The organism is Novosphingobium sp. SG707 (assembly GCF_012275515.1).
GTDB lineage: Bacteria > Pseudomonadota > Alphaproteobacteria > Sphingomonadales > Sphingomonadaceae > Novosphingobium.
The window spans coordinates 144,408-169,449 of the sequence record NZ_JAAZQL010000002.1 but is presented as its reverse complement, the minus strand read 5'-3'; the positions used below and the strand labels follow the sequence as shown (position 1 = coordinate 169,449).

Genomic DNA, 25,042 nt, shown 5'->3' with positions numbered 1-25,042 from the left:
GCAAAAGAGTGCGCGGTCCAGCCAATCGGCGGGGTTGAGCGGCTTGTACCATATTGGATCATAAATGATGGTTAATTTCAACTTAACTCGCAGCCTTAAATAATAAATAAGGCAAACTTACAGATATTTAATCCCTGTTTGAACGGCATTTCGCCCAAAACAGAACAGGGGTCACAGGCATGAGCGTAAATATTATCCTGATTCTGGCTGCTTCAGGACTGATCGCTACATCGGCAACCGATAAGGTTCGCCCGACAGAAGCACTACCCAAAACCGAAGTAAACGCAGCACCATCGCATAACGAACCTGCGGGGCGCAATCATCCCGTCGGAACCGAATGGGCGCGTGAGAAGTTTTACCACAACGCTTCCCACGCCCTTGAGCATTTGCCTCACCCCAATCCGCATGCCTGCGGGTCGCATGGCGTAGCCATTTCGCCCTGCTGATAATTATAAAAATCGGGTCAAACCATTACGAAAGCCCCGCCTGGACCGGCGGGGCTTTTTGCGGGCCCAAGCCCCGCCAATCCGGTTAGACGCGCGCCACCGCCTGCGCCAGCTCGCCCCGGCGATAGGGTACCAAGGGCACCTGTTCCGGCGCCCCGGCCATCGCGCCGATCAGCCCGCCGCCCAGAAAACGCAATTTCTCGAATCCGCTGGTGGATACCCGGCTTTCCCATGCGCGCGGGCCGCGCGCGGCCACCTTGCGGGCAATCGCGCCATAGATCCCCGCTGCCGACAGCACCGCCCAGCGGCAGCGAAAAGGCAGACGCGCCGCCCCCGCCCGCGCACTGGCCTCATAAAGCTGCGCGGTGGCACACATGCGCGCGACCATCGCGGCCAGCGCCTCCCGGTTGCGGGGAGCCATCAGCTCACCCTCATCTACCCCCGCCTGCGCCAGCCAGTCGGCGGGCAGATAACACCGCCCCGCCGCATGATCCTCGGCAATGTCGCGGGCGATATTGCCCAATTGAAAGGCAATGCCCAGATCGCTGGCCCGGTTGAGCGTATCGCCATCCTCCGGGTCCACCCCCATCACCAGCGCCATCAGCACGCCCACCGCGCCCGCCACATGATAGCAATAGCCCAGCATATCCAGCTCGGTCCGGGGCCGCCATCCGGCCGCATCCAGCGCAAATCCGGCAATCACATCGCCGGTATGCACCGCATTGATCCCGCATTCCGCCGCCACCACGCCCAGCGCGTCAAAAGCGAAATGCCCGGTCACATCCCCGCCCAGCGCCCGCGCGGTCAGGCGGCGGATCTGCTCCAACCGCTCGGCCGCGCCGGCCTGCGCTCCCAACGCCCCGCCATGATCCTGATCGTCGGCCAGATCATCGCAAGCCCGGCACCAGGCATAGAGCAGCCAGACCCGTTCCCGCGTGGCCGCATCGAACAGTTTCGAGGCTGCGGCAAAGCTCTTCGACCCGCGCGCGATGCTCTCGCGCGCGGCCTCCACCAATGCCCCCCGGTCAAGGCTCACAGCGTCTTGGGGTCCATGCGGATGATCTGCTCGCCCGGCTCATGCGCGGCCATGCGGTCCAGCAACAGGTCCAGCTCGCGCTCGGCGAGAATGATGCCCTGATGCGCGGGCCGGATAAAACCGACCTCGCCCATGTGCCGGTTAAACGCCAGCAAGCCATCGTAAAAACCATAAGCGTTGAGCAAGCCCACCGGCTTCTGGTGATAGCCAAGCTGCGCCCAGCTCACCGCTTCCCACAGCTCGTCCATCGTACCCACGCCGCCCGGCAGGGTCAGGAAACCGTCCGAAAGCCGCTCGAACTGCGCCTTGCGCTCATGCATCGTCTCAACCGTGATCAGCTCGGTCAGGCCCGTATGCTCAACCTCGACATGGGCCAGCGCCACCGGGATCACCCCGATCACTTCGCCCCCCGCCGCCATCGCCGCATCGGCCACCGCGCCCATCAGGCCCAGCCGACCGCCGCCATAGACAAGCCCGATCCCGCGCCTTGCCAGCTCGGTGCCCACTTCCTGGGCCAGTTCGATGTAACGGGGATCGGCGGGAGTGGCAGAGCCACAATAGACTGCAATGCGTTTCATACCCCCACTTTAGCGAATGCTCCGCCATTGGCCAGACGGTTGATGGGGGGCTAGGTTTTTTTAGGAAAGGTTAGGTTGAGATGCCTCCGGCGGGCAAAGGGACTCGTCCCTTTGCAATCCCATTAATGGGGTGGCACGTGGTTGGCATGGATGTGTCTGCGGTATGAGTTGAAAGCCTGCGGCGCGGCAAGCTCACACTGATTGGCGCCGCAGGCTTTATATTCAAATACCCCCAGCACAAGGCAGCCCCAATGGCGCGACGCAGACAATATCGGGATTGTTAAGGGCCCCCGCCCTTAACCCGCCGGAGGCAAACCTTTAAACCCCCGCCAAACCCGTTACCCCGCCCGCTTCAACCGATAGGCATGCAACCCCGCCGCCACCGCCTTCAGCTCGGCATCCAATTCGCCCAGCAGCCGCTTTGCCGCCGGCCCTTCGTTGCGGCCCAGCGCAGTTTCGGCCCTTTGCGCCATGATGCGGATGCGCTGCATACCCAGCAGGCCCGCGTTGCCCTTCATCCGGTGCAGCCGCTTCATCATCGGTGAGGCAGGCTCATCCATCACCGCGATCTGGTCATTTTCGTCCAGGAACCTTTGCAGTGAATTGAGAAACAGCGTCTTGTTATCCGCCAGCCTTTCGCGGGCATCGTCAACATCGATCCCGTCGATGACCGGCCATTCGTCCGCCGCCTGTGCTCCGCCCTCGCCGTTGCGGGCGATATCGGGTTCGGCATGGCCGGTGGCCACCTTTTGCCGGATCACCTCGATCAGCGTCTTGGCGTCGAAAGGCTTGGTGATCAGCCCGTCCATCCGCGCCAGCGTGGCGTCGCGATCATCGCAATGCGCCGCCCCCGCCGTCAGCGCCACCACCGCGGGCCGCGCCGAACCCAGCGTCCATTCGATCTGGCGAAAGGCTTCATAGCCATCCATCACCGGCATTTGAATATCCATCAGGATGACGTCGAAGCCTCCCCTTTCGGCAATCACCTTCTCCACCGCCCGCGCGCCGTTTTCGGCCGTGGTGACGATCGCGCTTTCCAGTTCCAGCACATGGCGGGCCACTTCCAGATTGATCTCACTGTCATCCACGATCAGCACGCGGACGCCCTTGAGCCGGGGCGCGCCGACCTCTCCGCCCGGATCCTCGGCCACGATCAGATCGCCCGAGGCCAGTTCAAAGGGCAGATCGACCCAGAAATGACTGCCCTTGCCCGGCTCGCTGGCCGCGTCGATATGGCCGCCCATCAGCAAGGCCAGATCGCGCGAGATCGACAGGCCCAGCCCCGTTCCGCCGAAGCGCCGCGTGGTGGACACATCGGCCTGTTCAAACGGATGGAACAGGCGGCCGATATGCTCCGGCTCGATGCCGATGCCGGTATCATCCACCTGAAAACGCAGATGGGCCATCTCGTCATTGCGGTTCTTGACCGAAACGCTCAGGCTGACCTCGCCCGTCTCGGTAAATTTGATCGCATTGGTGACGAGGTTGAGCAGGATCTGATGCAGCCGCCCGCCATCGCCCACGATCATGTCGGGCAGGCTGCTCCCCCGCCGCAGGGCAAAGCGCAATTTGCGGCTGCCGATCTGGACAAGCGCCAGCCCTTCGATGCTGCGCAGCACCTCGTTCAGGCTGAAAGGGGCGATGGCCAGATCGATCTGGTTCGCCTCGATCTTGGAAATATCCAGCACATCATTGACAATGCCCAGCAAGGCCCGGCTTGCCGCCTTGATCTTGCCCAGCAGATCGCCCTGCTGCTGGTCCAGCTTCGTCCGCTCCAGCAGATAGCTCAGCCCGATGATCGCGTTCAAAGGCGTGCGGATCTCGTGGCTCATATTGGCCACGAACATGCTCTTGGCGCGATTGGCCGACTGCGCCTCATCCAGCGCGCGCTGCAAGGATCGCTCATGCTCGTCGCGCAGCGCCTCGGTGGCCTGACGCAGCCGCTCATCGGCCAGCCTTGTGGCATGTTCCAGCTCGGCCCGGCGAATCGCGCTGATGATGACCTCGCGCAGGCGTTCCGGGCTGACCGTGGCCTTGGCCACATAATCGGACACGCCCCGCCGCATCGAATCGGCCAGCACCTCTTCAGCATCGCGCAAAGTCACCAGAATGACCGGGCACGGCTCCTCGCGATGGGCGTGGATATCGGGCACCAGATCAGTGCCTAGTTCGCCGCCCAGATGATAATCGAGCAGGACGCAGTCGAACTTGTGCTTGCGCAATTGTTCGCGCGCCGAATCCAGGCAATTGGCCTCGGCTATCGTCGAAAACATGCCCATCCGGTCCAGCGCCCGGATGAACACCTCGCGGTCGACATCATCGTCATCGACCAGCAGGATGGATTGGGGGACGATCTCGGTCATCGCGCACCACCATCAAAGCGGCAGCCGGACCGACTGCGCATAATCATGCAGCAGCGCGGTCAGGCGCACCATTTGCGGGCCGATCGCCGATTTCAGCATATAGCCGGCCACCTGATCCTTGTACGCGCGGGTGCGGTCAGCATCGGAATCCGATGTGGAAAGGACAAAGATCACCGAGCTGGCCAGCGTGGGATCGCCGCGCACCGCCTCGAGAAATTCAAATCCGTTCATCCGCGGCATGTTCAGATCGAGCAGCGTGATATAGGGCCGATGCAACCGCTTGTCCGACCGGCCCCGCAATATATCCAGCCCTTCCTGGCCATCGCCGGCCTCGACCACATGGAAATGGCCGCCCACCTTGCTCAGCGAGCGGCGCACGGTTTCGGCCGCCACATCATCATCATCGACCACCAGAATATTGACGATCTCAGTCATCACGGTCACTCCGGGCAAAGCGAGGCCAATAGACGCGGAAATGGCATCCGCGCCGGCTATCGTCGCTCATCAGTTCGATGTCGCCCCCATGGGCCTCGACCAGCCGTTTCGCCACGGCCAGCCCCAGCCCCGAATTGTTGCGCCCCGAACTGGACACGGTCTGAAACAGGCGGAAGGCGCGGGCCTGTGCCGCCTCGGCGATGCCGGGGCCATCGTCGCGCACATCGATCACGCACATGTCGCCCTCGGCGCGCGCGCGGATCGTAATATTGATCTCTTCCCGATCATGGTGCTTGATCGCATTGGAGAGCAGGTTGCGTAAAACCGTGCTGATCGGCACGCGCACGCCGTCGAAATCCTCCACATCAATGTCGGTTTCGATCCGCACGCCCGGACCCGGCGCCTCCAACTCGATCACCTCAGCCACGATGGCGGCAAGGTCGATCGCCTCGTTTTTCAGCGTGCGCCGCCCGGCGCGGGCATAAGTCAGCAGATCGTCGATCAGCCGCTCCATCGCGCCGATCCTCTCGGCCATCCGGCCCAGATTGCGGCGCACCTCGGGCGGGGCGCTCCCGCCATAATCCTCCTCGATGAATTCGATCAGATTGGCGATTCCCCGCAGCGGGCTGCGCAGATCATGCGAGGCCACATGGGTGAATTCCTCAAGCTGCACATTGGCCTCGCGCAGGCGCAATTCGGCCCGCTTGCGCAGGGTAATGTCGATCACCAGCGCGCAGGTCATCCGCCCTTGCGGCAGATCGACGAAGGTCAGCGCGATTTCGACCGGGATTTCCATCCCGTCCTTACGCCGCCCCGACAGATCGCGCCCAAGCCCCATCGGCCGCACCGCAGGCGCCTTGATGAAGCCATCGCGCAGGCCGACATGCTGCGCCCGGTCGCGATGGGGCAGCAGAATTTCAACCGGCTGGCCCAGCAGTTCTTCCGCGCTGTAATCAAAGATTTCCTGAAGGCGCTGGTTCACAAGAACGATCCGCCCCTTTTCATTCAGCAGGATCAGACCGCAGGGCGAGGAATCGAACAGGGCGCGAAACGCGCTGTTCATGTCGGCCGCCTGAAAAGGCATGGTGCCGGGTTGCTCGATCATGGCCGCGCGGCCTCCCGCGCCCGGTGCGCCGCGGTGCGCAGGGAAAGGACGGCAGACATGGCCGCGCGCAGACCCCGCGAATGAATTGTATTATGCATATCGAAATTTTCCTTCGATCAATTCGCTTTTGTCGTCCTCCGTCCCAGTTGAACCCTCCTCATTCCATCACACTTTCGACAGTCACCATGGAATTTGTCTTAAAGTCTGATAAGTATTGCCGTCAAACCATGGATTAACCCAAAGTCACGGGACAATAATCCACTATGGCTCATTTATCATTTTCATGCCGCCGCGTCCTGAGCCGACGCCGTTTTCAATCGCAATGAAAACGTGCTGCCCACGCCGGGCGTGGATTCGCACCGGATATCGCCGCGCATCGCCACCACCGCCTTGCGCGCCAGCGTCAGCCCCAGCCCCGAACCTTCGTATTCGCTGCGATTATGCAGACGCGTCAGCGGCTTGAAGACATGTTCGAGATATTGCTTCTCAATGCCGATGCCATTGTCGGTTATATTGACCACGACAATCTCGCCATTCTGCGTGACCGACACATCGATCACGGGCTGCTCGCTTTTGTTATACTTGATACCGTTGATAATCAGGTTCTGCAGAACTTGTGACAGAAAGGAGGCATTAACCAGGACCAGCGCATCGCCGGTAAAATTCACTTTGGCGTTTCTTGCGGTGATATAGTCCTGAAGAGACGCAATCGTTTCCTTCAAAATGGCGGAAAAAACGCAAAGCTTCAATTCGGGCGTCTGCTGCAGCAAAGTATATTGCACCATCACATCGACCAGCGAATCGAGCCGCCGCGCGGCATCGCTCATGAATTTGAGCATCTGGGGCAGACGCTCGCCCTTCAGCCTCTTGGTCTCCTGCGCGATCATATCGGAAAAGGTGATGATCTGGCGCACCGGCTGTTTGAAATCATGGGCCAGCGCAAAGCCGAAGGCTTCTATATCAACCTGCTGATCGTGGATGGTTTTCATCCGCACATTAATATCGATCGCGTTGTTGATCGCGCGGCGCAGCGCCACGGGCGACATGCGGTTTTTCGGGAAATAGTCGGTGGCCCCGCTTTTCAGCGTTTCGGCGGCCAGCAATTCATCGCCCGCCCCGGTGCACAGGATGATCGGCAGAAACGGATATTGTTCACGCAGCAGGCGCACCAGCGTCAGCCCGTCCATATCGGGCATTTCATAATCGACCAGCACACAGTCGACTTCCTGTTCGCGGCAAATTTCCAGCGCCTCCTGCCCATTGGCCGCCACGATGCTGCGAGAATTGGGCTTGGCCGCCGCGATGATCCCGCAGACCAGCCCCTGCGACAGCACATCGTCATCCACGACCAGAATAAGGTGATGCTTCAAATCCGCCTCCGCCCCATCATTTTTAACCATTTCTATTGGCTCATCGTTAATTCTTCTCATTGGGCTGATTACGCATTTTCCGTGGTTGACACTTTAAAACTAACACCGCATCACTCATCCAACCATCTGTTACTACAAAACAAAGCATCCATTTCAGACGGACCTTGCCCCGCTGCCCCGCAGGGCCAACCGTGCCGATGACAAGACCGAAAGAGCGGCCCGCCGCGCCCACAGCCAAACCGGCCCATGGCGGCCCGAACCGGCAGGCAAAAGTTTCCCTTCCCCCGGCCAAAGCCATTCTGCCTTTCAACCTTGCGCGCATCGGCCCATGGGGGCGACCATGAATCAAACCACCTCCTCGGGCGCGCCCGGCCTTCATGCCTCTGCGGGCAAAGTTTGGCTGGTCGGCGCCGGACCGGGCGATCCGGACCTGCTGACGCTGCGTGCGGCGCGGCTGATCATGGGCGCGCGGTTGATCGTGCATGACGGGCTGGTCGATCCGCGCATTCTGGCGATGGCGCCCGCGGGTGCGCGCCTTGTCAGCGTGGCCAAGCGCCGCAGCCGCCATTCGATGCCCCAGGACGAGATCAACGCCCTGCTGGTGCGCGAGGCGCTGGCGGGCGGTGAAGTGCTGCGCCTGAAGGGCGGCGATCCGTTCATTTTCGGGCGCGGCGGCGAAGAGGCCGAAGCCTGCATCGCGGCGGGCGTTGCGGTCGAGGTCGTGCCCGGCATTTCGGCGGCCGTGGGCGCGGGGGCGGCGGCGCTCCTCCCCCTCACCCACCGCGACGCGGCCAGCGTGGTCAGCTTTGTCTCGGGCCAGTGCAAGGGATTGACCGACCAGAACTGGGCAGGCCTTGCCGGGGTCGGCCGCACGCTGGTCATCTATATGGGGCTGGCGACGGCGACGCAGATTGCCGAAAAGCTGATCGCTGACGGGCTTTCCCCGGAAACCCCGCTGGCGGTGGTTGAAAATGCCACGCGGCCCGATATGCGCGTGCTGCGTTCCCCGCTGGCGGCTCTGGCCGATCTGGTGGAGCGTGAGAGGGTGCAAAGCCCTGCCCTTATCATCATCGGCGCCGTGACCGCGCGCCCCCCGTCCGAACTACGCCAAGTGGCGCTGGAGGCAATAAAGTGAAGATTATCACGGGCAATGACCTGAAATCCGGGGCGGTGACCTGGTGGAATGGTGCGGCATGGTCGCTCCATGTCAATGATGCGGTGGATATGGGCGATGAAGCCGCCGCCGTGATCGCCGCCGAGGAAGCCGCCCGCCGCGTCAATGGCGCCTATGTCATCGAGGCGGAACAGACCGCCGACGGCATCCGCCCCGCTCACATCAAGGAGCGCATCCGCGCATTGGGCCCCACGGTCCGCCTTGACTTGAGCCTCGACCCCACCGCGACCCCCGACAAGGTGCTCTGATGTATCTGTACGACCATTATGATCAGGCGATGGTGGATGCCCGCGTCGCTGAATTCCGCGACCAGACCCGCCGCCGCATCGAAGGCACGCTGAGCGAGGAAAAGTTCCGCCCGCTGCGCCTGCAGAACGGCCTCTATCTCCAGCTTCACGCCTATATGCTGCGCGTGGCCGTGCCCTATGGCACGCTCTCGGGCGCACAGATGAAGATGCTGGGCGATATTGCGGACAAGTATGACCGCGGTTACGGCCACTTCACCACGCGCCAGAACATCCAGTACAACTGGATCAAGCTGGAAGACACGCCCGACATTCTGGCCGATCTGGCCAGCGTGGAAATGCACGCGATCCAGACCTCGGGCAATTGCATCCGCAATATCAGCGCCGACCAGTATGCGGGCGCCACCGCCGATGAACTGATCGACCCGCGCCCCTATGCCGAACTGCTGCGTCAGTGGTCGAGCTTCCACCCGGAATTTCTGGCCTTGCCGCGCAAGTTCAAGATCTGCGTGATCGCGTCCGACACCGACCGCGCGGCCATGCGCCTGCACGACATCGGCATCCAGATCGTGAAGAACGAAGCGGGCGAAATCGGCGCGGCGTTTTATGTGGGCGGCGGCATGGGCCGCACCCCCTTCATCGCGCCGCTGGTCAAGGCCTTCGTGCCGCTTGACGAGCTGATCACCTATTCCGAGGCCTGCCTGCGCGTTTACAACCGCTATGGCCGCCGCGACAACAAATACAAGGCGCGGATCAAGATCCTCGTCCATGAACTGGGCGTTGATGAATATCGCCGTCAGGTCGAGGAAGAATTCGCCCATCTGCAGACGCTGGCCATCGAGCCGCCGCTGGCCGAGCTGGAGCGCATCAAGACCTTCTTTGCCGATCCGGCCTATGAAGCGGGTCTGTCGGATGATCTCGACCTGTCGAACCCTGCCTTTGCCGCATGGGTGAAGAACAACACCGCCGCGCACAAGACGCCGGGCTATGCCATCGTCAACATCAGCCTCAAGCCGGTGAAGACCTTGGCCGACGGCAGCAAGCAGGCCGGCATTCCGGGCGACGCCACGGGTGAGCAGATCCGCGTGATGGCGGACCTGGCCAAAACCTACAGCTTTGACGAGCTGCGCGTGACCCACACCCAGAACATCGTCCTGCCCCATGTGCGCAAGGCCGACCTGTTCACGGTCTGGGAAAAGCTGGTCGCCGCCGAGCTGGCCGAGGCCAATCTCGACAAGATCACCGATATCATCGCCTGCCCCGGCCTTGATTATTGCACGCTGGCCAATGCCCGCTCGATTCCCGTGGCGCAGAAGATCGCTGAACGCATGGCCGACAAGGCCGAGGAAATCGGTGAGCTCAAGCTGAAGATCTCGGGCTGCATCAACGCCTGCGGCCATCACCATGCGGGCCACATCGGCATTCTGGGCGTCGACCGCAAGGGTCTGGAAAATTACCAACTCCTGCTCGGCGGCTGCGAAGGCGCGGACACCTCGCTGGGCAAGATCGTCGGCCCCGGCTTTGACGAAGACGGCATCGTGGGCGCGGTTGAAAAGGCCACGCAGGTCTATCTGGCCAACAAGGAAGGCGAGGAACGCTTCCTCGACACCTATCGCCGCATCGGCATGAACCCGTTCAAGGAAGCGATCTATGGCTGACGTCCAGTTCCTGTTCCGCGAAGGTGAAGAGGCCGTCAGCGCCCCCACCGTCGCGCTCTCGGCCTTTGCCGAAGATACCAATGCCACCGCCGTGGTGATCGAGCCGGGTGAGGATGCGCGCGCGCTCCTGCCCCATCTGGATCGCCTCTCGCTGGTCGAGGTCACCTTCCCCGCCTTCACCGACGGGCGCGGCTTCTCCTCGGCCCGCATCCTGCGCGAGGCGGGCTATACCGGCGAATTGCGCGCCAGCGGCGACATTGGCGTCGATATGCTCAGCCACCTGCACCGCTGCGGCTTTGACGCCATCGCGCCCAACACCCCGCTCGATCTGGCGCAGGCCGATACCGCGCTCAAGACCTGGCCGCAGGTCTATCAGGCCACCGTGGTCGATGGCCGCAAGCCGATCTGGGCCTTGAGGCACGGTCTGTAACATGGCCGCCCGCCCCATCGACCGCATCGACACTTCGGCGGCTTTCACTGCCGGGGACGTTGCCGCGCTCAACGCCCGCTATGCCGATGCCAGCACGGCGGATGTGCTGCGCGCGGTGCTGGTCGAGGGCGTGGCGGGCCGCGTCGCGCTGGTTTCCAGCTTTGGCGCGGAAAGCGCGGTGCTGCTCCATCTGGTGTCGGGCATCGCGCCCGATGCTCCGGTGCTGTTCCTCGAAACGGGCAAGCATTTCCCCGAAACGCTGACCTATCGCGACACGCTGATCACGCATCTGGGGCTGACAGGCGTCATCAACCTGACGCCGGATGCCGAGGTGCTGGCCAAGAAGGATGATGCGGGCCTGCGCTGGTCCTATGACCCGGACGGCTGCTGCGAAATCCGCAAGGTCATCCCGCTGGCCAAGGCTCTGGCCGGGTATGACGCCTCGGTGACGGGCCGCAAGGGGTTTCAGGCCGAAACCCGCGCGGGCCTGCCGATCTTTGAGCTGGACACGACCGATGCGGCCGGGCGTCTCAAGATCAACCCGCTGATCGACTGGAACGCAAGCCGTCTGGCCGCCTATATGGACGAGCATGACCTGCCCCGCCATCCGCTGGTGGCGCAGGGTTATCCTTCCATCGGCTGCATGCCCTGCACCAGCAAGGTCGCGCCGGGCGAAGACCCGCGCTCGGGCCGCTGGCGCGGTTGGGACAAGACCGAATGCGGCATCCATGTCGAAGGCGCGGCCAGCAATATCAGCGACCTGCCTCCGGGGTATGAACCGGCGTTTTAATCGCCCGCCGGGCCACGACCCGGCCTTTTGACAAGGCGAATCGCGGGCGGCGGGGCCTTGTTCCCCCGCCCGCTTTGCCCTATCCGCTGGCGCCATGTCTTTAATAGCCCAGCTCTCCGACCTTGCCGATCCCACGCTGACCCCTCGCCTTGTGCTCAAGGTGGGCTCGTCTCTGCTGGTTGATAATGCAGGCGCGCGGCGCGAATGGCTGACCGCGCTGGTGACGGAAATCGCGGCGGCCAAGGCGCGCGGTCAGGATGTGATTGTCGTCTCCTCGGGCGCGATTGCGCTGGGGGCGCGGCGGCTCGGGCTGGAAAAGGGCGGGCGCGGGTCGCTGGCCGATGCGCAGGCCGCCGCCGCCGTGGGCCAGATCGCGCTGTCGGGCCTGTGGGCTGAACTCTTGGGCGCGCACGGTCTGACGGCGGCGCAATTGCTGCTCACGCTGGAAGATCTGGAGGATCGCCGTCGCTATCTGAACGCCACGGCCACGCTGACGCGCCTGCTCGATGCGGGCGCGGTGCCAGTGATCAACGAAAACGATTCGGTTGCCACACAGGAAATCCGCTTTGGCGACAATGACCGCCTTGCCGCACGCGTGGCGCAGGCCGCGCGCGCCGATGCAGTGCTGCTGCTCTCCGACATTGACGGCCTGTATGACCGCCACCCCAAGGAGCCGGGCGCGCAATTGCTGCCGATGGTCAAGGGCATCACCCCGGAAATCCGCGCCATGGCCAGCCCCGTTTCGGGCAGCGGCATGGGCTCGGGCGGCATGATCTCGAAATTGCAGGCGGTGGAAATCGCCGAAATGGCGGGCATCGCGCTGGTCATCGGCAATGGCACGGTGGAAAGCCCGCTGCGCCGCATCATGGAACAGGGCGTGGGCACGCTGTTCCTGCCGCGCTCACGCAAGCCTGCGCGCAAGGCATGGCTGGGCGGGCGGTTGCGGCTCAAAGGCTCGCTGACCGTGGATGCGGGCGCGGTAAAGGCGCTGCGCGGCGGGGCCAGCCTGCTCGCCGCCGGGATCGTCGCGGTCGAGGGCGCCTTTTCGCGCGGCGATGCCATCACCATCCGCGATGATGCGGGCGCGGTTCTGGCGCATGGGCTGGTCGAATATGACGCGGGCGAATGTGCGATGCTGATGGGCCGCCAGTCGGCCGATCATGCCGAAATCCTGGGCTATGCCCCCCGCCCCGCCGTGGTCCACCGCGATCAGTTGGTGATGGTCTGATGGTGCGCAAGGATCGCCCACTGGTCGCGCTGACCGGCGGCACAGGTTTTGTGGGGCAAATGGTGCTGGAACTGGCCCGTTCGCGCGGGATTGCGGTTCAGGCGCTGGCCCGCCGCGCACAGGCGCCGCAGGACCATGTGGCATGGGTGGCGGGCGATCTGTCCACCCGCGGGGCGCTGGACGATCTGGTGCGCGGGACCGAGGCGGTGATCCATGTCGCGGGCCTGGTCAACGCCGCCGATCCGGAGGAATTCGAGCGCGCCAATGTGCTGGGCACGATGAACATGATCGAGGCCGCGCGCGCCGCCGGCGTGCCCCGCTTCATCTTCGTCTCCTCGCTTTCGGCGCGCGAGCCTGATCTCTCGGCCTATGGCGCCAGCAAGGCGCGGGCCGAAATGCTGGTCAAGGCCAGCGGGCTCGACTGGACGATCATCCGCCCGCCCGCTGTCTATGGCCCGCGCGATGCGGAAATGTTCGAACTGTTCCGCGCGGCCAAATGGGGCGTGGTGCCGGTGCCCGCCGGGGGCCGCGCCAGCATGATCCATGTCGAGGATCTGGCGCGCCTGCTGCTGGCGTTGATTCCGGGCGGCATGGCGGTCAATGGCCATACGTTTGAGCCTGACGATGGCGTGCCGGGCGGGTGGAGCCATATCGACATGGCCCGCGCGATCGGCGCCGCGCTGGGCAAACGGCCATGGGTGATTTCGCTGAAGCCCGGCTTTTTGCGGCTGGGCGCGCGGATCGACGGTATGCTGCGCGGGAACCGGGCCAAGCTGACGCCCGACCGCGTGGGCTATATGACCCATCCCGACTGGGTGGTCAGCCCCGAGGCCGCGCCGCCCGTCGATCTGTGGCGCCCGCTGATCGAAACGCGCGGGGGCCTGACGGGTACGGCGGAATGGTATCGCCGGGAAGGCTGGCTTTAACGGCCAGCCCTTCGGCATTTAACCCAAAGGCGACCAAGGCTTTTCGTCGGCCTCTTCCTGCTCGCCCACGGGGCGCTCGGTGATGGTGGCCGCAGGCAGATAGCCGATGACCGCATCGAGCAGCCTGTCGATCCCCGCCCCGGTCAGGCCGGACATCGCGAAAACCTCATCCGCCCCGGCTTCGAGCAATTCCTTGCGATAGGCGGCCACCAGTTCGTCATCGGCCTGATCGATCTTGTTCAGCACGACCAGACGCGCCTTCTCGTCGAGACCCGCGCCATAGGCTTCAAGCTCGCCCTCGACGATCTGCATCGCCTCGACCGGCTCGACGGGCTTGCCGTCCTTGTCCACCCCGGCAATGTCGATCAGATGGATCAGCACGCGGCAGCGCTCGATATGGCCCAGAAACCGGTCGCCGATGCCCGCGCCCTCGGCCGCGCCCGCGATCAGGCCGGGAATGTCGGCCAGCACGAATTCACGGTTCTTGTGCCGCACCACGCCCAATTGGGGGCGCAAGGTGGTGAAGGCATAGGCGCCGACCTTGGCCTTGGTGTTCGACACCTGATTGATAAAGGTCGATTTGCCCGCATTGGGCAGGCCCAGCAGGCCGACATCGGCCAGCAGCTTCAAACGCAGCCAGACGTACATTTCCTCGCCCGGCCAGCCCGGACCGTGCTGACGCGGGGCGCGGTTGGTCGAGGACTTGTACGAGGCATTGCCCCGCCCGCCATCGCCGCCGCGCAGAAACACCTCGCGCTGGCCCGCATAGGTCATGTCCAGCAGCACCGTTTCGCGGTCGTCGTCAAGGATCTGCGTGCCCACCGGCACCTTGATGACCATATCCTCGCCGCCCGCGCCGGTGCGGTTGCTGCCCGCACCGCCGCCGCCGCGCTGGGCCTTGAAGTGCTGGGTATAGCGAAAGTCGATCAGCGTGTTGAGGCCGGGCACCGCCTCGAAAATGATGTCGCCACCCTTGCCGCCGTTGCCGCCGTTGGGGCCGCCATATTCCTCATACTTTTCGCGGCGAAAGCTGACCGCACCGCCACCACCGCTGCCTGAGCGGACGAAGATCTTGGCCTGGTCGAGAAAATGCATGGGCAGGGTTCCGGCGTAAAAACATCAAATATCAATGCGAAAAGGGCCGTCTGGCATCGTGCCGACGGCCCAATCGCTTTTTGCTGTGCATCTGGTGGAGCCGAGGGGGATCGAACCCCTGACCTCGTCATTGCGAACGACGCGCTCTCCCAGCTGAGCTACGGCCCCGTTCCAGTGCAAATCCTTCGGAGAAATTCCCCTTGGGAGGCGCCCCCTTAGCGAATGGATCGCGGGGTGGGAAGGGGAAATTTCGCGCCCGATGAAATTTTCCCCGGCCTGCGGCCAACCCCGCGACATTGCCCTTCCCTCACCTGCCTTACTGAGTCCCCGCGCGCTGCGGCGCGGTGCCGGGGGTGCCATACTTGGCCTCCCAATCGGCCAGTTCGACGCGATAGGCCTCATAGGCGCGGTAGAAGTCCTCATAGACCTGCGCAAAGGCGGCAAAGCTGCGCTTGGAGAAATCGGGCAGATCGGCAGGCTTCACGCTCGCGCTCTCGCGGCTCATCACCAGCGCCGCATCGCAGAAATGGGTCAGCGTGGGCGGATAGGCGAAGTAATTGTAGACCTGCGTCATATAGGTTTCGCGGGTGCGGATATAATCCTTGGCCCCGTATTTCGCCTTGAACGTGGCATCCACGCCCGCATTGGCGCGGGCCAGCGGCTTGGCGTGGCTCTTGAGGAAAGCGCGGTAATTGTCGACGATCTCGCCATAGGCCGGACCGTTGCAGTTGAGCGCGGCGACATTATAGGCCGCGCGCAAATTCCACACCAATTGCGCATCGACCGAATCGACCAGAATCGTGTGGCGCACACCATCAGGCCCGCGCGTGGGAATCGCCACATTGCCAGCAGCCCCCAAAGGCGCGCGCGGCCGGGGCGGGATCACCACCACCTTGGGCGGCGGCGGGGGCGGCGGGGGCGGAGGAGGAGGCGGGGGCGGCGCCGCGCAGGCGCCAAGAACGGCCAGACCCAAACCCATCAATGCCAACCGGATACGATTCACCTGCCACCTCATTTCATACACCGCGTCCCATAGCGCGGCGCAAAGCCCGCTACGTTTAACCGATACGGGACACAAAGAAAATGCCCGAGGCGCCAAATGGCACCCCGGGCACGATAATCCGCCCGTCGCTCAGGCCGGTCTGCGACTGCCCTTAGCGGCGGTCGCCCAGAAAGCTGAGCAGGAACTGGAACATGTTGATAAAGTCGAGATACAGCGTCAGCGCGCCCATGATCGCCACGCGTTCGGCATAGGGCGTACCCGCAACCTGCACATAGCTCATCTTGAGCTGCTGGGTGTCATAGGCGGTCAGACCCGCAAAGATCAGCACGCCCAGCACCGAGATCGCGAAAGCCATGCCCGGCACGTGGAAGAACATCGAGATCAGCGAGGCGATGATCAGGCCGAACAGGCCCATGATCAGAAAGCTGCCCATGCCCGACAGGTTCTTCTTGGTGGTGTAACCCACCAGGCTGAGACCCGCGAAAGAACCGGCGGTGGCAAAGAAGGTCAGCGCGATCGACGGCCCGGTGTAAACCAGGAAGATCGACGACATCGACAGCCCCATCGCCACGGCAAAGCCCCAGAAACAGGCTTTAAGCGTGCTGCTCTGCATCCGGCCCATACCCGCGCTCATCGCGAAAACAAAGCCCAGCGGCGCCAGCACGATCAGCCAGCGCAGCGGCGTCACAAACACCTGCGCGGCCAGACCGCTCTGCACGAACAACAGCGCAACGATGCCCGAAAGCATCACGGCCGAAGCCATGTAATTGTAAATCGACAGCATATATTTGCGCAGGCCCGTATCGAGGGCGGCTGCGTCAACATACCCAGCATTCATCCTCGAAGACGCGCCAAAGCCCGTCTGAGTGGGCTGGGGGTCATTCCAGATGGCCATGTCATTCACTCCATAAAGCGCCGATCAGCAAAACCTGCGGCGCATAGAGGGAATATCGCCCCTACGCCCGCGGCTTTCAAGCGGGGGATAGGCTAAATTTGGTATCAAAGTGTTGCTCTGGGGCAAATTTGTCGTTTTTTGCCTTGGGCACAGAGGGCAGATGCCTCCGGCGGGCAAAGGGACTCGTCCCTTTGCAATCCCATTTTTGGAGTCTTGGATGGTTTGCAAGGGTACGCCTTGAGGAAATTGAAAAGCCTGCGGCGCCATTTAACTGCGCCGCAGGCTTTTCAATTTCAACCTCGCGTCCGGCACTCAACGCCGAACCCGAAACACAACGCAGACAGTAACGGGAGCGCGAGGGTCGAGACCCTCGCATTCAAACCCTTACTTACCACCCGCCCGTGCCATCGCGCCCAATTCCACATTCCGGTCCCGCGCCGCCGTCAGCGTGCCCAGCACCAGCGCGCCCAGCGCATCGCCCGAATCCAGCACCGACAGGCCCGCCAGCGTCGACCCGCCCGGCGAAGACACCCGCCGCGCCAGCTCACCCGGCCCCACGTCCGAGGACGAGGCCAAAGCCGCCGCCCCATCCACCGTGGCCAGCGCCAGACGCAGCGACTGTTCGGGATCGAGGCCCAACGCCGCGCCGCCCTGCGCCAGCGCGTCGATAAAGCGATAGACATAGGCCGGACCCGACCCGGCCAGCGCCGTCACCGCGTCAAACAGGCTCTCATCCACCCATTCGGGCGTGCCCAGCGGCGCCAGCCATGCCATCACGCATTCGCGCGCCTCATGGTCCAGCCCCATCGCCGCCACGCCTATCGGCGATTTGCCCAGCGCCGCCGACAGGTTGGGCATCACCCGCACCATCCCCCGCGCATCGGGGAAGCGCAGCGACAGGCTCGCCATTTCCACGCCCGCCAGCATCGAGAGCACCACCGTATCGCGCCCGGCCAGCGCCGTCAGCGCACCCGCCACGCCATCGAGCATCTGCGGCTTCACGCCCAGGATCAACAGGTCAAACACCCGCCCTTCCGGCAATGCGCGCAGCAGTTCAACGCCCTCGGGCGCGGCCTCGAGAAACGGATCGTAAATGGTGAAACGCTCGGCCGCCACGCCGCCGCGCAGCCACCCGGCCAGCATCGCCCCGCCCATATTGCCGCAGCCGATGAAGAGCACATTGGCAGGCCACATGATCACGCCTCCCCCGCCGCATCGACCAGCGCGCTGGCCAAAGCGTCCGCCGGGCTCTTGTCGCCCCACAGGATGAATTGAAACGCCGGATAGAACCGATCGCATTCCTCGACCGCCACCTCGACCAGCATCTGCGCTTGGCTGAGGCTGAGCAGCCCGTCATCGCTGAGCAGCAGACCATGGCGATAGAGCAGCATCGTGTTGTTCGACCAGATGTCGAAATGGCCCAGCCAGAGCTGTTCGTTGATCAGGCCCAGCACCTCGAACATCGCGGGGCGCTTGTCATCGGGCACGCGAATGTCGGGCAGGCACAGCAATTGCAGCACATTGTCCTCGGCCCGCCAGACCGCGCGCAACTGATAGGTCGCCCAGCTGCCCTGAACCTCGCCGGTGAGCTCATCGTCGCTGACGAATTCGTAATGCCACCCGCGCGCTTCGAACAATTGCCCGAGCATCTCGACCGGCGCGCAATCCTCATGCCGCCCCAAATCGCCCTCGCCAGTCCTCATCATGCTCATTCCAGTCTCAAGAACCCGATGCGGCGCGCCCCAGACCCAAGCATCAGACAAGGAGCGCGGGAGGCCTAGTGATACTCGGCTTGCATGGGGCACTCATACCCCCAAGCACAAGCCGCGTTTCGATCAAGCCCTGCGCATAACTCCATAAGCCTGTTTACAGCTTGTGGAAAAGACGTTTTGTTCGGCCCAATTTGAAACAGTCTTGATCCCCTTTACAGAGAATCAACAACTTGTCCCGCCGGACTGATCCACACAAAGCTGCCGTCATGCCCGGCTTTATGGGCCTTTTCATTAAACGCCTTGGCCGCCGCTTCGGTTTCAAACGGGCCGACCAGCACGCGATTGGTGCGCCCCCAATCGGAAATCGAGGGCTTCTGTCCCTTGAACAATTCCCCCTCGGCGCGCTGCAATTTGCGCCAGTCATAGAGGATGCGCTCATTGTCGCGCCCTGCGGCGATCTGGACCCAGATGCGGCTGGGATGCTGGGGCGGCGCGGCCTCCTTGATCTTTTCGGCCTCCCTCGCCTTCTCAACCTTGTCGGTCTTCTCGGCCAGCTTCTTTTCCTTTGCCTTTTCCGCCGCCTTCTCCTTGGCGCTCAACACCACAGGAGCGGGCGTCGGCGTGGCGGCGGGGGTTGGCGCCGGGGCGGGCGCGCTATGCGCAGGCTGGATCTTGCGAATGTCCACGGCGCCGCTGGCCGGGACGGTCGTGGTCGAAACCTTGCCGAAATCCTCAAACAATTCGGCAAAGCTGGGCTTCTTGCCCGCCGCCTTGCCGCCCGCCTTGGCCACGGCTGGCTTGACCGGCGCAGGCACAGGCGTGGCGGGCGCGGGCCGGGCAAACGCTGGCCTGACATTCGCAGCCGCCATCGGCGCGGCGCTGACCGGCGCGGAAACGACAGGCTGCGAGGGCTGCTCAACCACCGCCACCGCAGGGCGCGGCGCGGGATCAAGATCGCCATCCACCGTGGCCACCTGCGGCGCGCGGGCCGCGCTGCGCGAAAGGTCGAAACTCGACACGGCCGCAGGCGTGCTGGCCAAAGGCGCGACCGGACGGGTTTCCGCCGCGCGGGCCACCGGGCGAGGCGCAGGCGTGGCAGCCGCCAGTTCGACCGGGGCCGCAGGCGTATCCACCCGCGAAGGCTTGGGCTCGGGCGGCGCGGGTTCGCCGCGCGGCGGCAATTCCTCATTGGCCCTGCGCCCGGCAGATTTCGCGCCAGCCTTGGGCGCAGCCTCCGCCTGCGCCAGACGTGTGCCCAAAGGCTCGCCCGCCGGAACCAGCCCCTGATCCACCGCGCCCTGCCCGGCAAAGCTGGGACGCTTGAGATGCTGGCTGGCGATGTAATCGGCGATGCGGGCATTCTCCTGCCCGATCTGCGAAGGCTGGGGGAAAAAGCCCAGATTGGCCGCCGCCGCCTGCTGCGCCGGGGTCAGCTTGCGCATATAGCGCAGATAGGGCGCCATGGCGGCGGCCATTTCGGGCGGCATGGTCGAATTGGTGATCGCCACCGCCTCTTCCTCGCGGCCCATGATCGCAAAGGCAAAGGCTCGGATGCGCCACGCCCCGCGATCCTGCTTTTGCAGCAGCGGCGCCAGCACGGTTTCCACCGCGCGCCGGTCACCCATGATCGCCAGACTGAGCGCCAGACGCCGCGCCGCCTCATCCCCCGCGCCTGCGGCCAAAGCCTCCCGGTAATAGCGCTGTGCCGTCACATTGTCGGACACCAGATCATAGGCCAGCCCGCGATCGGCAATCTGCTCGCCGGTCAATGTCCCCGCCTTGGCCGCATCCTCGAACAGGCCCAGCGCGGTTACCGGGTCCTGCATCCGCATCCGCGCCGAACCAAGGCTGGCCATCACGCGCGGCTGATAGGGTTGCAGACGGTCGGCGCGGCTGAGAAATCCGATCGCGGCCTGCGTATCACCCAGCGCCAGCGCCGATTCGCCCGCCTGCAGCAAAGCCTCGACATCGCGCGGGTTGCGGCCCAGCCGCGCCAGCGCCGCCGACATGGCGCGATTGGGGTCCATGCCCTCGCCCTGCACGACGGGGGTGCTGATCGATGCGCCCTGCCCCCATGCCACCGGCATGGCCAACACCGAAGCCCCGGCCAGCAAAACACAGGCCAATCCCGCCCGCAACTGTCGCGGTTCAGGCCATACTGCGCTCATCTCGCCGCGCCCTATCAACCGGGCAGACAAGGCCCGCCCGGTCCCTTTCATCACTGGTTGTTCTGACGCCCAAGGAAGCGGGGAATGTTGATCGAGCCGCCTTCGTCGCCGCCATCCTCATTGTCATCGCGGCGGCGGGCCGACAGGTTCGCCATCCGTTCAAACAGTGTCCCTGCCGAACGCGGCGCGGGGGCGGGCTGGGGCGCCTCGGGTACGATCTGACGGCGGCGCGCTGCGGCGGGCGCCTCGTCCTCGTCGACCAGACGGCTTGCATCGAGCAGCAATTCGTCCCGCTTGGGCGCGGCCGGGGCCTGAGCCGGAATTTCCGCATTGCCCAGCGCGCCCAGATCAAGCGGCTCCTGCGACGGAGCAGGCGCAAAAGGAACCGGCTCCTGCACCAGCGGCGAGAAGCCGACCGGCTCGGCAGGCGCGGCCGCCGGAGCGGGCGCGATGGGCGTGAACACGGCGGGCTGCGCCGGCGGGGCATAGGCGGGCGCCGGAGCCTGGGCCACAGGCTGGGCCTGAACCGCCTGCGGGGCAAAACCGGGCCGGGCCGGGCCGCGCGCGGCCTGAAGGCTGAACGGGCGCGAGGCTTCCTCGGCCTGAGTCGCGGTCTGCTCGATGCCGGTGGCCACCACCGAGACGCGGATCTTGCCCTGAAGATCGGGGTTGAACGCGCTGCCCCAGATGATGTTGGCATTGGGATCGACCAGCTCGCGAATGTGGTTCGCGGCCTCGTCCACTTCAAGCAGCTTCATATCGTCGCCGCCGATGATCGAGATGATGACGCCCTTGGCGCCCTGCATCGACACGCCATCGAGCAGCGGGTTGGCGATCGCCTTTTCGGCGGCCTCCAGAGCGCGGTTCGGGCCTTCGCCCTCGCCCGTGCCCATCATCGCCTTGCCCATTTCGGCCATGACACTGCGCACGTCGGCAAAGTCGAGGTTGATGAGGCCCGGCATCACCATCAGGTCGGTGATCGAGCGCACGCCCTGCTGCAGCACTTCATCGGCCAGCTGGAAGGCTTCCTTGAAGGTCGTTTCCGCCTTGGCCACCAGGAACAGGTTCTGGTTAGGGATGACGATCAGCGTATCGACATGTTTTTGCAGCTCTTCGATGCCGCTTTCGGCGCTGCGCATCCGGCGCGTGCCTTCAAACAGGAACGGCTTGGTCACCACACCCACGGTCAGCACGCCCTTCTTGCGCGCCGCCTCGGCGATCACGGGGGCCGCGCCGGTGCCGGTGCCGCCGCCCATGCCGGCCGCGATGAAGACCATATGCACACCGTCGAGCAGACGGTCGATTTCAGCCAGCGTCTCCTCAGCCGCCGCGCGGCCCACCTCGGGGCGCGAACCGGCGCCAAGGCCCTGCGTGATGTCGGGGCCAAGCTGGATGCGATGTTCGGCGATGGAATTGTTCAACGCCTGGGCGTCGGTATTGGCCACCACGAAATCGACGCCTTCAATCTCGGCGCGGATCATGTTGGCGATGGCGTTGCCACCGGCGCCGCCTACCCCGATCACGGTGATCCGGGGACGCAGTTCCTCAACGGTGGCGGGGCCAATATTGATGCTCATTGCCTTCTCCTGCCGGGTGCGTAATCCGATTTAAAGGATCGGCACCGTATCGAGCGAAATTGCACATATCCAAGCCGCGAAGCAAAGCGTTTGCGCCATTTGTCCACAGAACTGCGACGTTTTGCGGCGTCATCCTATCAGAAATAATCGCGCATCGCGTGGAAAAACCGGGTCAGCACGCCCAGCCCCGCCCCCGCGCCCCGCCCGCCGCGCGACGGACCGATGGTGCGGATGTCCTGCGGATCGGAGGAGGCATAGAGCGCAAGGCCCGCCAGCGTGGAAAAACCGGGCGTGGCATGGGCCTCGGGCAGGCCTTTGAGCAGGCCGTTGGCGGGCCGCCCGATGCGCACCGGCCGCCCCAGCGCCCCTTGCGCAAAGTCGGCCAGGCCCGCCAGTTCGGCACCGCCGCCGGTAAAGACCACCTGCGCGCCCTTTACTCCGGAAAAGCCCATCTGTTTCAGGACTTTGGAAATCTCGTCCATCAATGTCGAAAGCTGGGCGGTGATGATGCTGATGAGTTCGGCGCGCGGGATGCGGTTTTTCTCATCGGCATGGCGCGCCAATTGGCCGGTGAATTCCTCGCCCGGGCCATGAACGGGAATCATCTCGCGGTGGTCGGCCGGGCTGGCGATGGCCGAACCGTTGACGCATTTGAGGCGTTCGGCCTGAAACCGGCGGATGCCCAAAGCCCCCGCGATGGCATCGGTAATATCGCCCGAACCCATCGGAATCGTGCGCAGCTCCAGCAGCATTCCAGCGATATGAACGGAAACCGTCGTCACCTCGCCACCGAATTCGACCAGCGCCACGCCCAGTTCGCGCTCTTCCTGCGACAGACATGCCAGCGCGGTCGCCATCGGGCTGGCCACCACCGCCTCGACATCGAGATGGGCGTTCTGCACCGATTCCGTCAGATTGCGCACCGGCGCGCCATCGGCCAGCATCACATGAATATCCACGCCCAGACGCTCGGCATGCAGCCCCTTGGGATTGGTCACGCCATGCGCCCCGTCCAGCGTGTAATGCGCCGGGCTGGCATGCAGCACCATCCGCCCCTCGGGCTGGATCACTTCGCGTGCGCCGATCAGCAGGGATTGAATGTCATCCGCCTCGATCCGCCGCCCGCCGATCTCGTTTTCGACATGGGCGATCCTGCTGGCCAGACCTGCGCCCGAACAGCCCACCCACACGCCCGAAACGCTGGTATTGGCCATTTTCTCGGCCCGCTCGATGGCGTCGCGCACGGCGTAGGTCGCCGCCGGCATGTCCACCACATAGCCGCGCTTCACCCCCTGCGCCGCGCGATGCGCACTGCCCAGCACCATCAGGTCGCCATTTTCCGCACGGCCCGCGATCAGCGCGGAAATGCGGAAAGAGCCGATATTGACCGCGCCAAACACGCGGGCGATACGCGGGACGGGCATCAGTGCTTCTCCCCGGTCTTGGCATGCGGCTTGGCGGTGGGCTTGGCAGCGGGTTTGGCGGGCGTTTTGGCCGCTTCCTTATGGGCCGTTTTCACCGGCTCCCTATGCGCAGGCTTGGCTGCCTCCTTATGCGCGGCCTCCTTATGCGCCGCCGGTTTGGCCGCAGCCTTGAGGATCGCTTTCACCGGGTCCTTGTGCACTTCCTTCGCCGCAGGTTTGGCGGCAGGTTTCGCGGTCGGTTTCGCAGCGGTCTTGGCCGGTTCCTTGTGCAGCAAGGTCTTGGGTTCGGATTTCGGTTCAGGCCTGGCCGAAGGTTTCACGGTCGGCTTGGTCGCTTCCTTCTCCACCGCCTTGGGTGTTTCCACCTTGGGCGTCTCGCTCTTGATGGCCACCGCCTTGGCCGCCACCGCTGCGGCCACGCCCGCCGCCGCCGCGCCCGCCACCGGCGCGCCGCCCGTTGCCAGCGAAGCACCCGGATTGGCCGGGTCCACATCGCCGCGCATCCGCATATACATCCGGTCGCCCGTGCGCATGTCAAAGGCCAGCACGCGCCCCCCGATCAACTGGTTCGTGCCATCCATGCGCGCAAAAGCCTGCAGCGCCTTGGCCCCCGCCTCCACGCCCTCGGGCAAGGCCAGCGTCTGGCCGCTCTTGAAGGTCAGGTTCCAGCGGCGATGGCCGACCCATTCAGCCTCGGCCACCTGACCGCGCAGCGCGGGCGCGGCCTCCAGCAGGCTTTCCAACGCCGCCATCTGCCCCTCTGCCCCCGCGCCCGCCAGCACCAGCAGGCCGCCGATGCGGCCCGGGCTGATACCCTGCAATTCATGGCCGGTGGCGTCGATCAGCACGAAACTGTCGCTGCCATCCTCATTGTGCTGCTTGAGCACCGCCTGCGCCTTGCGCTCGGTGATGTCGACGATCAGCGTGTCGGGCAATTGCCGCGAGATCCGCGCATCCTCGACCCAGCTCAGCGTCATCAGATCCTGCCGGATGCCCTCAAGATCGATCCGCGTCATCGCCTGCCGCCCCTGCTGGCCCAGCACGCGCTCGTAAACCTTCTGCTCGTTCAGCTTCTTGACGCCGTGGATTTCCACCCGGCGCACCGCAAACCCGGCCTGCGTGGCAAGGCTTGCCGCGCGCTGTTCGGCCAGCGAGGGCACCCCAGCCAGCCCCGCCACCACCCAGAGCAAGACCCCCGCCGCCGCCAGAATCAGCACGAGGAAGATCTTGTGAAGCTGCGCCTCGGAAATGGGCAGCATCGCCATCACCTGATCCATCAGCGATCCGGTGCGCGCGCGGGCAGCCTCCACCTTGCGGGCGGATTGGGCCTTGGCGGCCACCTTGCGGGCGCTGGCCCCGCCCCGGCGGATGGTCTGGCTCATGG

Annotated in this window: 23 protein-coding genes and 1 tRNA gene; 8 read left to right on the top strand and 16 right to left on the bottom strand. The window is 64.3% G+C overall.

What is annotated here, in order from left to right; translation table 11 throughout:
• The first annotated feature begins 179 nt into the window (after positions 1-179).
• Positions 180-446 carry a hypothetical protein gene (locus FHW92_RS05595; RefSeq protein ID WP_168602283.1) on the top strand — a complete coding sequence of 89 codons (267 nt, stop codon included), beginning with the start codon at positions 180-182 and terminating at the stop codon, positions 444-446.
• Positions 447-531: 85 nt separating this feature from the next.
• On the opposite strand, the gene FHW92_RS05590 is transcribed toward FHW92_RS05595, so the two are convergent.
• The 6 genes from FHW92_RS05590 to FHW92_RS05565 form a co-directional block, all read right to left on the bottom strand.
• Positions 532-1,482: a phytoene/squalene synthase family protein gene (locus FHW92_RS05590; protein WP_168602282.1), complete on the bottom strand. Its 951-nt coding sequence runs from the start codon at positions 1,480-1,482 to the stop codon at positions 532-534.
• Positions 1,479-2,060: a TIGR00730 family Rossman fold protein gene (locus FHW92_RS05585; protein ID WP_168602281.1), complete on the bottom strand. Its 582-nt coding sequence runs from the start codon at positions 2,058-2,060 to the stop codon at positions 1,479-1,481. The genes FHW92_RS05590 and FHW92_RS05585 overlap by 4 nt, the downstream gene beginning before the upstream one ends.
• A gap of 338 nt (positions 2,061-2,398) precedes the next feature.
• Entirely contained in the window at positions 2,399-4,423 is a 2,025-nt protein-coding gene (locus FHW92_RS05580) for a response regulator (protein ID WP_168602280.1), read from the bottom strand.
• A 12-nt stretch (positions 4,424-4,435) separates the two neighbouring features.
• Positions 4,436-4,858 (bottom strand): response regulator, encoded by a 423-nt coding sequence (locus FHW92_RS05575; protein ID WP_168602279.1) that lies wholly within the window; start codon positions 4,856-4,858, stop codon positions 4,436-4,438.
• Complete coding sequence (locus FHW92_RS05570) at positions 4,851-5,963, bottom strand: PAS domain-containing sensor histidine kinase (RefSeq protein ID WP_168602278.1); 1,113 nt, start codon at positions 5,961-5,963, stop codon at positions 4,851-4,853. Before FHW92_RS05570 ends, FHW92_RS05575 begins: the two co-directional genes overlap by 8 nt.
• Positions 5,964-6,244: 281 nt before the next feature.
• On the bottom strand, positions 6,245-7,333 hold the full coding sequence (locus FHW92_RS05565) for a hybrid sensor histidine kinase/response regulator (RefSeq protein ID WP_168602277.1): 1,089 nt from the start codon (positions 7,331-7,333) through the stop codon (positions 6,245-6,247).
• 340 nt (positions 7,334-7,673) lie between these two features.
• Between FHW92_RS05565 and cobA the strand changes: the two genes are divergently transcribed.
• From cobA to FHW92_RS05530, 7 genes are all read left to right on the top strand, one after another.
• On the top strand, positions 7,674-8,468 hold the full coding sequence (gene cobA / locus FHW92_RS05560; protein ID WP_168602276.1) for a uroporphyrinogen-III C-methyltransferase: 795 nt from the start codon (positions 7,674-7,676) through the stop codon (positions 8,466-8,468).
• Positions 8,465-8,755 (top strand): DUF2849 domain-containing protein, encoded by a 291-nt coding sequence (locus tag FHW92_RS05555; protein WP_168602275.1) that lies wholly within the window; start codon positions 8,465-8,467, stop codon positions 8,753-8,755. The genes cobA and FHW92_RS05555 overlap by 4 nt, the downstream gene beginning before the upstream one ends.
• The gene (locus tag FHW92_RS05550; protein WP_168602274.1) at positions 8,755-10,410 is read left to right on the top strand and encodes a nitrite/sulfite reductase; all 1,656 of its coding nucleotides are present in this window, start codon (positions 8,755-8,757) and stop codon (positions 10,408-10,410) included. Before FHW92_RS05555 ends, FHW92_RS05550 begins: the two co-directional genes overlap by 1 nt.
• Entirely contained in the window at positions 10,403-10,840 is a 438-nt protein-coding gene (locus FHW92_RS05545; protein WP_168602273.1) for a DUF934 domain-containing protein, read from the top strand. Before FHW92_RS05550 ends, FHW92_RS05545 begins: the two co-directional genes overlap by 8 nt.
• A gap of 1 nt (position 10,841) precedes the next feature.
• On the top strand, positions 10,842-11,630 hold the full coding sequence (locus FHW92_RS05540) for a phosphoadenylyl-sulfate reductase (RefSeq protein WP_168602272.1): 789 nt from the start codon (positions 10,842-10,844) through the stop codon (positions 11,628-11,630).
• Positions 11,631-11,724: 94 nt separating this feature from the next.
• Positions 11,725-12,858 carry a glutamate 5-kinase gene (gene proB / locus FHW92_RS05535; protein ID WP_168602271.1) on the top strand — a complete coding sequence of 378 codons (1,134 nt, stop codon included), beginning with the start codon at positions 11,725-11,727 and terminating at the stop codon, positions 12,856-12,858.
• Positions 12,858-13,784 (top strand): NAD-dependent epimerase/dehydratase family protein, encoded by a 927-nt coding sequence (locus FHW92_RS05530; RefSeq protein WP_168602270.1) that lies wholly within the window; start codon positions 12,858-12,860, stop codon positions 13,782-13,784. Before proB ends, FHW92_RS05530 begins: the two co-directional genes overlap by 1 nt.
• Before the next feature lie 18 nt (positions 13,785-13,802).
• Here FHW92_RS05530 and obgE read toward each other — a convergent pair whose 3' ends face one another.
• The 10 genes from obgE to FHW92_RS05480 all read right to left on the bottom strand — a co-directional run bounded on the left by obgE (position 13,803) and on the right by FHW92_RS05480 (position 25,040).
• Positions 13,803-14,879: a GTPase ObgE gene (gene obgE / locus FHW92_RS05525; RefSeq protein WP_168602269.1), complete on the bottom strand. Its 1,077-nt coding sequence runs from the start codon at positions 14,877-14,879 to the stop codon at positions 13,803-13,805.
• 92 nt (positions 14,880-14,971) lie between these two features.
• Positions 14,972-15,047, bottom strand: a tRNA-Ala gene (locus FHW92_RS05520).
• A 148-nt stretch (positions 15,048-15,195) separates the two neighbouring features.
• Positions 15,196-15,882, bottom strand: a complete 687-nt coding sequence (locus FHW92_RS05515) for a hypothetical protein (RefSeq protein ID WP_168602268.1) — start codon at positions 15,880-15,882, stop codon at positions 15,196-15,198.
• A 151-nt stretch (positions 15,883-16,033) separates the two neighbouring features.
• Positions 16,034-16,777, bottom strand: a complete 744-nt coding sequence (locus tag FHW92_RS05510; RefSeq protein WP_168602267.1) for a Bax inhibitor-1/YccA family protein — start codon at positions 16,775-16,777, stop codon at positions 16,034-16,036.
• A gap of 384 nt (positions 16,778-17,161) precedes the next feature.
• On the bottom strand, positions 17,162-17,971 hold the full coding sequence (locus tag FHW92_RS05505; RefSeq protein WP_168602854.1) for a pyrroline-5-carboxylate reductase: 810 nt from the start codon (positions 17,969-17,971) through the stop codon (positions 17,162-17,164).
• Positions 17,972-17,973: 2 nt separating this feature from the next.
• Positions 17,974-18,489, bottom strand: coding sequence for a YbjN domain-containing protein (locus tag FHW92_RS05500; RefSeq protein ID WP_168602266.1), 516 nt, complete (start codon positions 18,487-18,489; stop codon positions 17,974-17,976).
• Positions 18,490-18,701: 212 nt separating this feature from the next.
• Complete coding sequence (locus FHW92_RS05495) at positions 18,702-20,657, bottom strand: SPOR domain-containing protein (RefSeq protein WP_168602265.1); 1,956 nt, start codon at positions 20,655-20,657, stop codon at positions 18,702-18,704.
• Between the two features lie 50 nt (positions 20,658-20,707).
• Positions 20,708-22,234, bottom strand: a complete 1,527-nt coding sequence (gene ftsZ, locus FHW92_RS05490; protein WP_168602264.1) for a cell division protein FtsZ — start codon at positions 22,232-22,234, stop codon at positions 20,708-20,710.
• Between the two features lie 137 nt (positions 22,235-22,371).
• A complete protein-coding gene (gene ftsA / locus FHW92_RS05485; protein ID WP_168602263.1) occupies positions 22,372-23,658 on the bottom strand; it encodes a cell division protein FtsA in 1,287 nt (428 codons plus the stop codon).
• Positions 23,658-25,040, bottom strand: a complete 1,383-nt coding sequence (locus FHW92_RS05480; protein WP_246869966.1) for a cell division protein FtsQ/DivIB — start codon at positions 25,038-25,040, stop codon at positions 23,658-23,660. Before FHW92_RS05480 ends, ftsA begins: the two co-directional genes overlap by 1 nt.
• Positions 25,041-25,042 lie beyond the last annotated feature (2 nt).

Excerpts from the sequence above, each read along its gene's own strand:
- FHW92_RS05595 (WP_168602283.1), top strand. The coding sequence starts at position 180 with ATGAGCGTAAATATTATCCTGATTCTGGCTGCTTCAGGACTGATCGCT.
- FHW92_RS05585 (WP_168602281.1), bottom strand. The coding sequence starts at position 2,060 with ATGAAACGCATTGCAGTCTATTGTGGCTCTGCCACTCCCGCCGATCCC.
- FHW92_RS05580 (WP_168602280.1), bottom strand. The coding sequence starts at position 4,423 with ATGACCGAGATCGTCCCCCAATCCATCCTGCTGGTCGATGACGATGAT.
- FHW92_RS05575 (WP_168602279.1), bottom strand. The coding sequence starts at position 4,858 with ATGACTGAGATCGTCAATATTCTGGTGGTCGATGATGATGATGTGGCG.
- FHW92_RS05570 (WP_168602278.1), bottom strand. The coding sequence starts at position 5,963 with ATGATCGAGCAACCCGGCACCATGCCTTTTCAGGCGGCCGACATGAAC.
- cobA (WP_168602276.1), top strand. The coding sequence starts at position 7,674 with ATGAATCAAACCACCTCCTCGGGCGCGCCCGGCCTTCATGCCTCTGCG.
- FHW92_RS05550 (WP_168602274.1), top strand. The coding sequence starts at position 8,755 with ATGTATCTGTACGACCATTATGATCAGGCGATGGTGGATGCCCGCGTC.
- FHW92_RS05545 (WP_168602273.1), top strand. The coding sequence starts at position 10,403 with ATGGCTGACGTCCAGTTCCTGTTCCGCGAAGGTGAAGAGGCCGTCAGC.
- FHW92_RS05540 (WP_168602272.1), top strand. The coding sequence starts at position 10,842 with ATGGCCGCCCGCCCCATCGACCGCATCGACACTTCGGCGGCTTTCACT.
- proB (WP_168602271.1), top strand. The coding sequence starts at position 11,725 with ATGTCTTTAATAGCCCAGCTCTCCGACCTTGCCGATCCCACGCTGACC.
- FHW92_RS05530 (WP_168602270.1), top strand. The coding sequence starts at position 12,858 with ATGGTGCGCAAGGATCGCCCACTGGTCGCGCTGACCGGCGGCACAGGT.
- obgE (WP_168602269.1), bottom strand. The coding sequence starts at position 14,879 with ATGCATTTTCTCGACCAGGCCAAGATCTTCGTCCGCTCAGGCAGCGGT.
- FHW92_RS05510 (WP_168602267.1), bottom strand. The coding sequence starts at position 16,777 with ATGGCCATCTGGAATGACCCCCAGCCCACTCAGACGGGCTTTGGCGCG.
- FHW92_RS05505 (WP_168602854.1), bottom strand. The coding sequence starts at position 17,971 with ATGTGGCCTGCCAATGTGCTCTTCATCGGCTGCGGCAATATGGGCGGG.
- FHW92_RS05500 (WP_168602266.1), bottom strand. The coding sequence starts at position 18,489 with ATGAGCATGATGAGGACTGGCGAGGGCGATTTGGGGCGGCATGAGGAT.
- FHW92_RS05495 (WP_168602265.1), bottom strand. The coding sequence starts at position 20,657 with ATGAGCGCAGTATGGCCTGAACCGCGACAGTTGCGGGCGGGATTGGCC.
- ftsZ (WP_168602264.1), bottom strand. The coding sequence starts at position 22,234 with ATGAGCATCAATATTGGCCCCGCCACCGTTGAGGAACTGCGTCCCCGG.
- ftsA (WP_168602263.1), bottom strand. The coding sequence starts at position 23,658 with ATGCCCGTCCCGCGTATCGCCCGCGTGTTTGGCGCGGTCAATATCGGC.
- FHW92_RS05480 (WP_246869966.1), bottom strand. The coding sequence starts at position 25,040 with ATGAGCCAGACCATCCGCCGGGGCGGGGCCAGCGCCCGCAAGGTGGCC.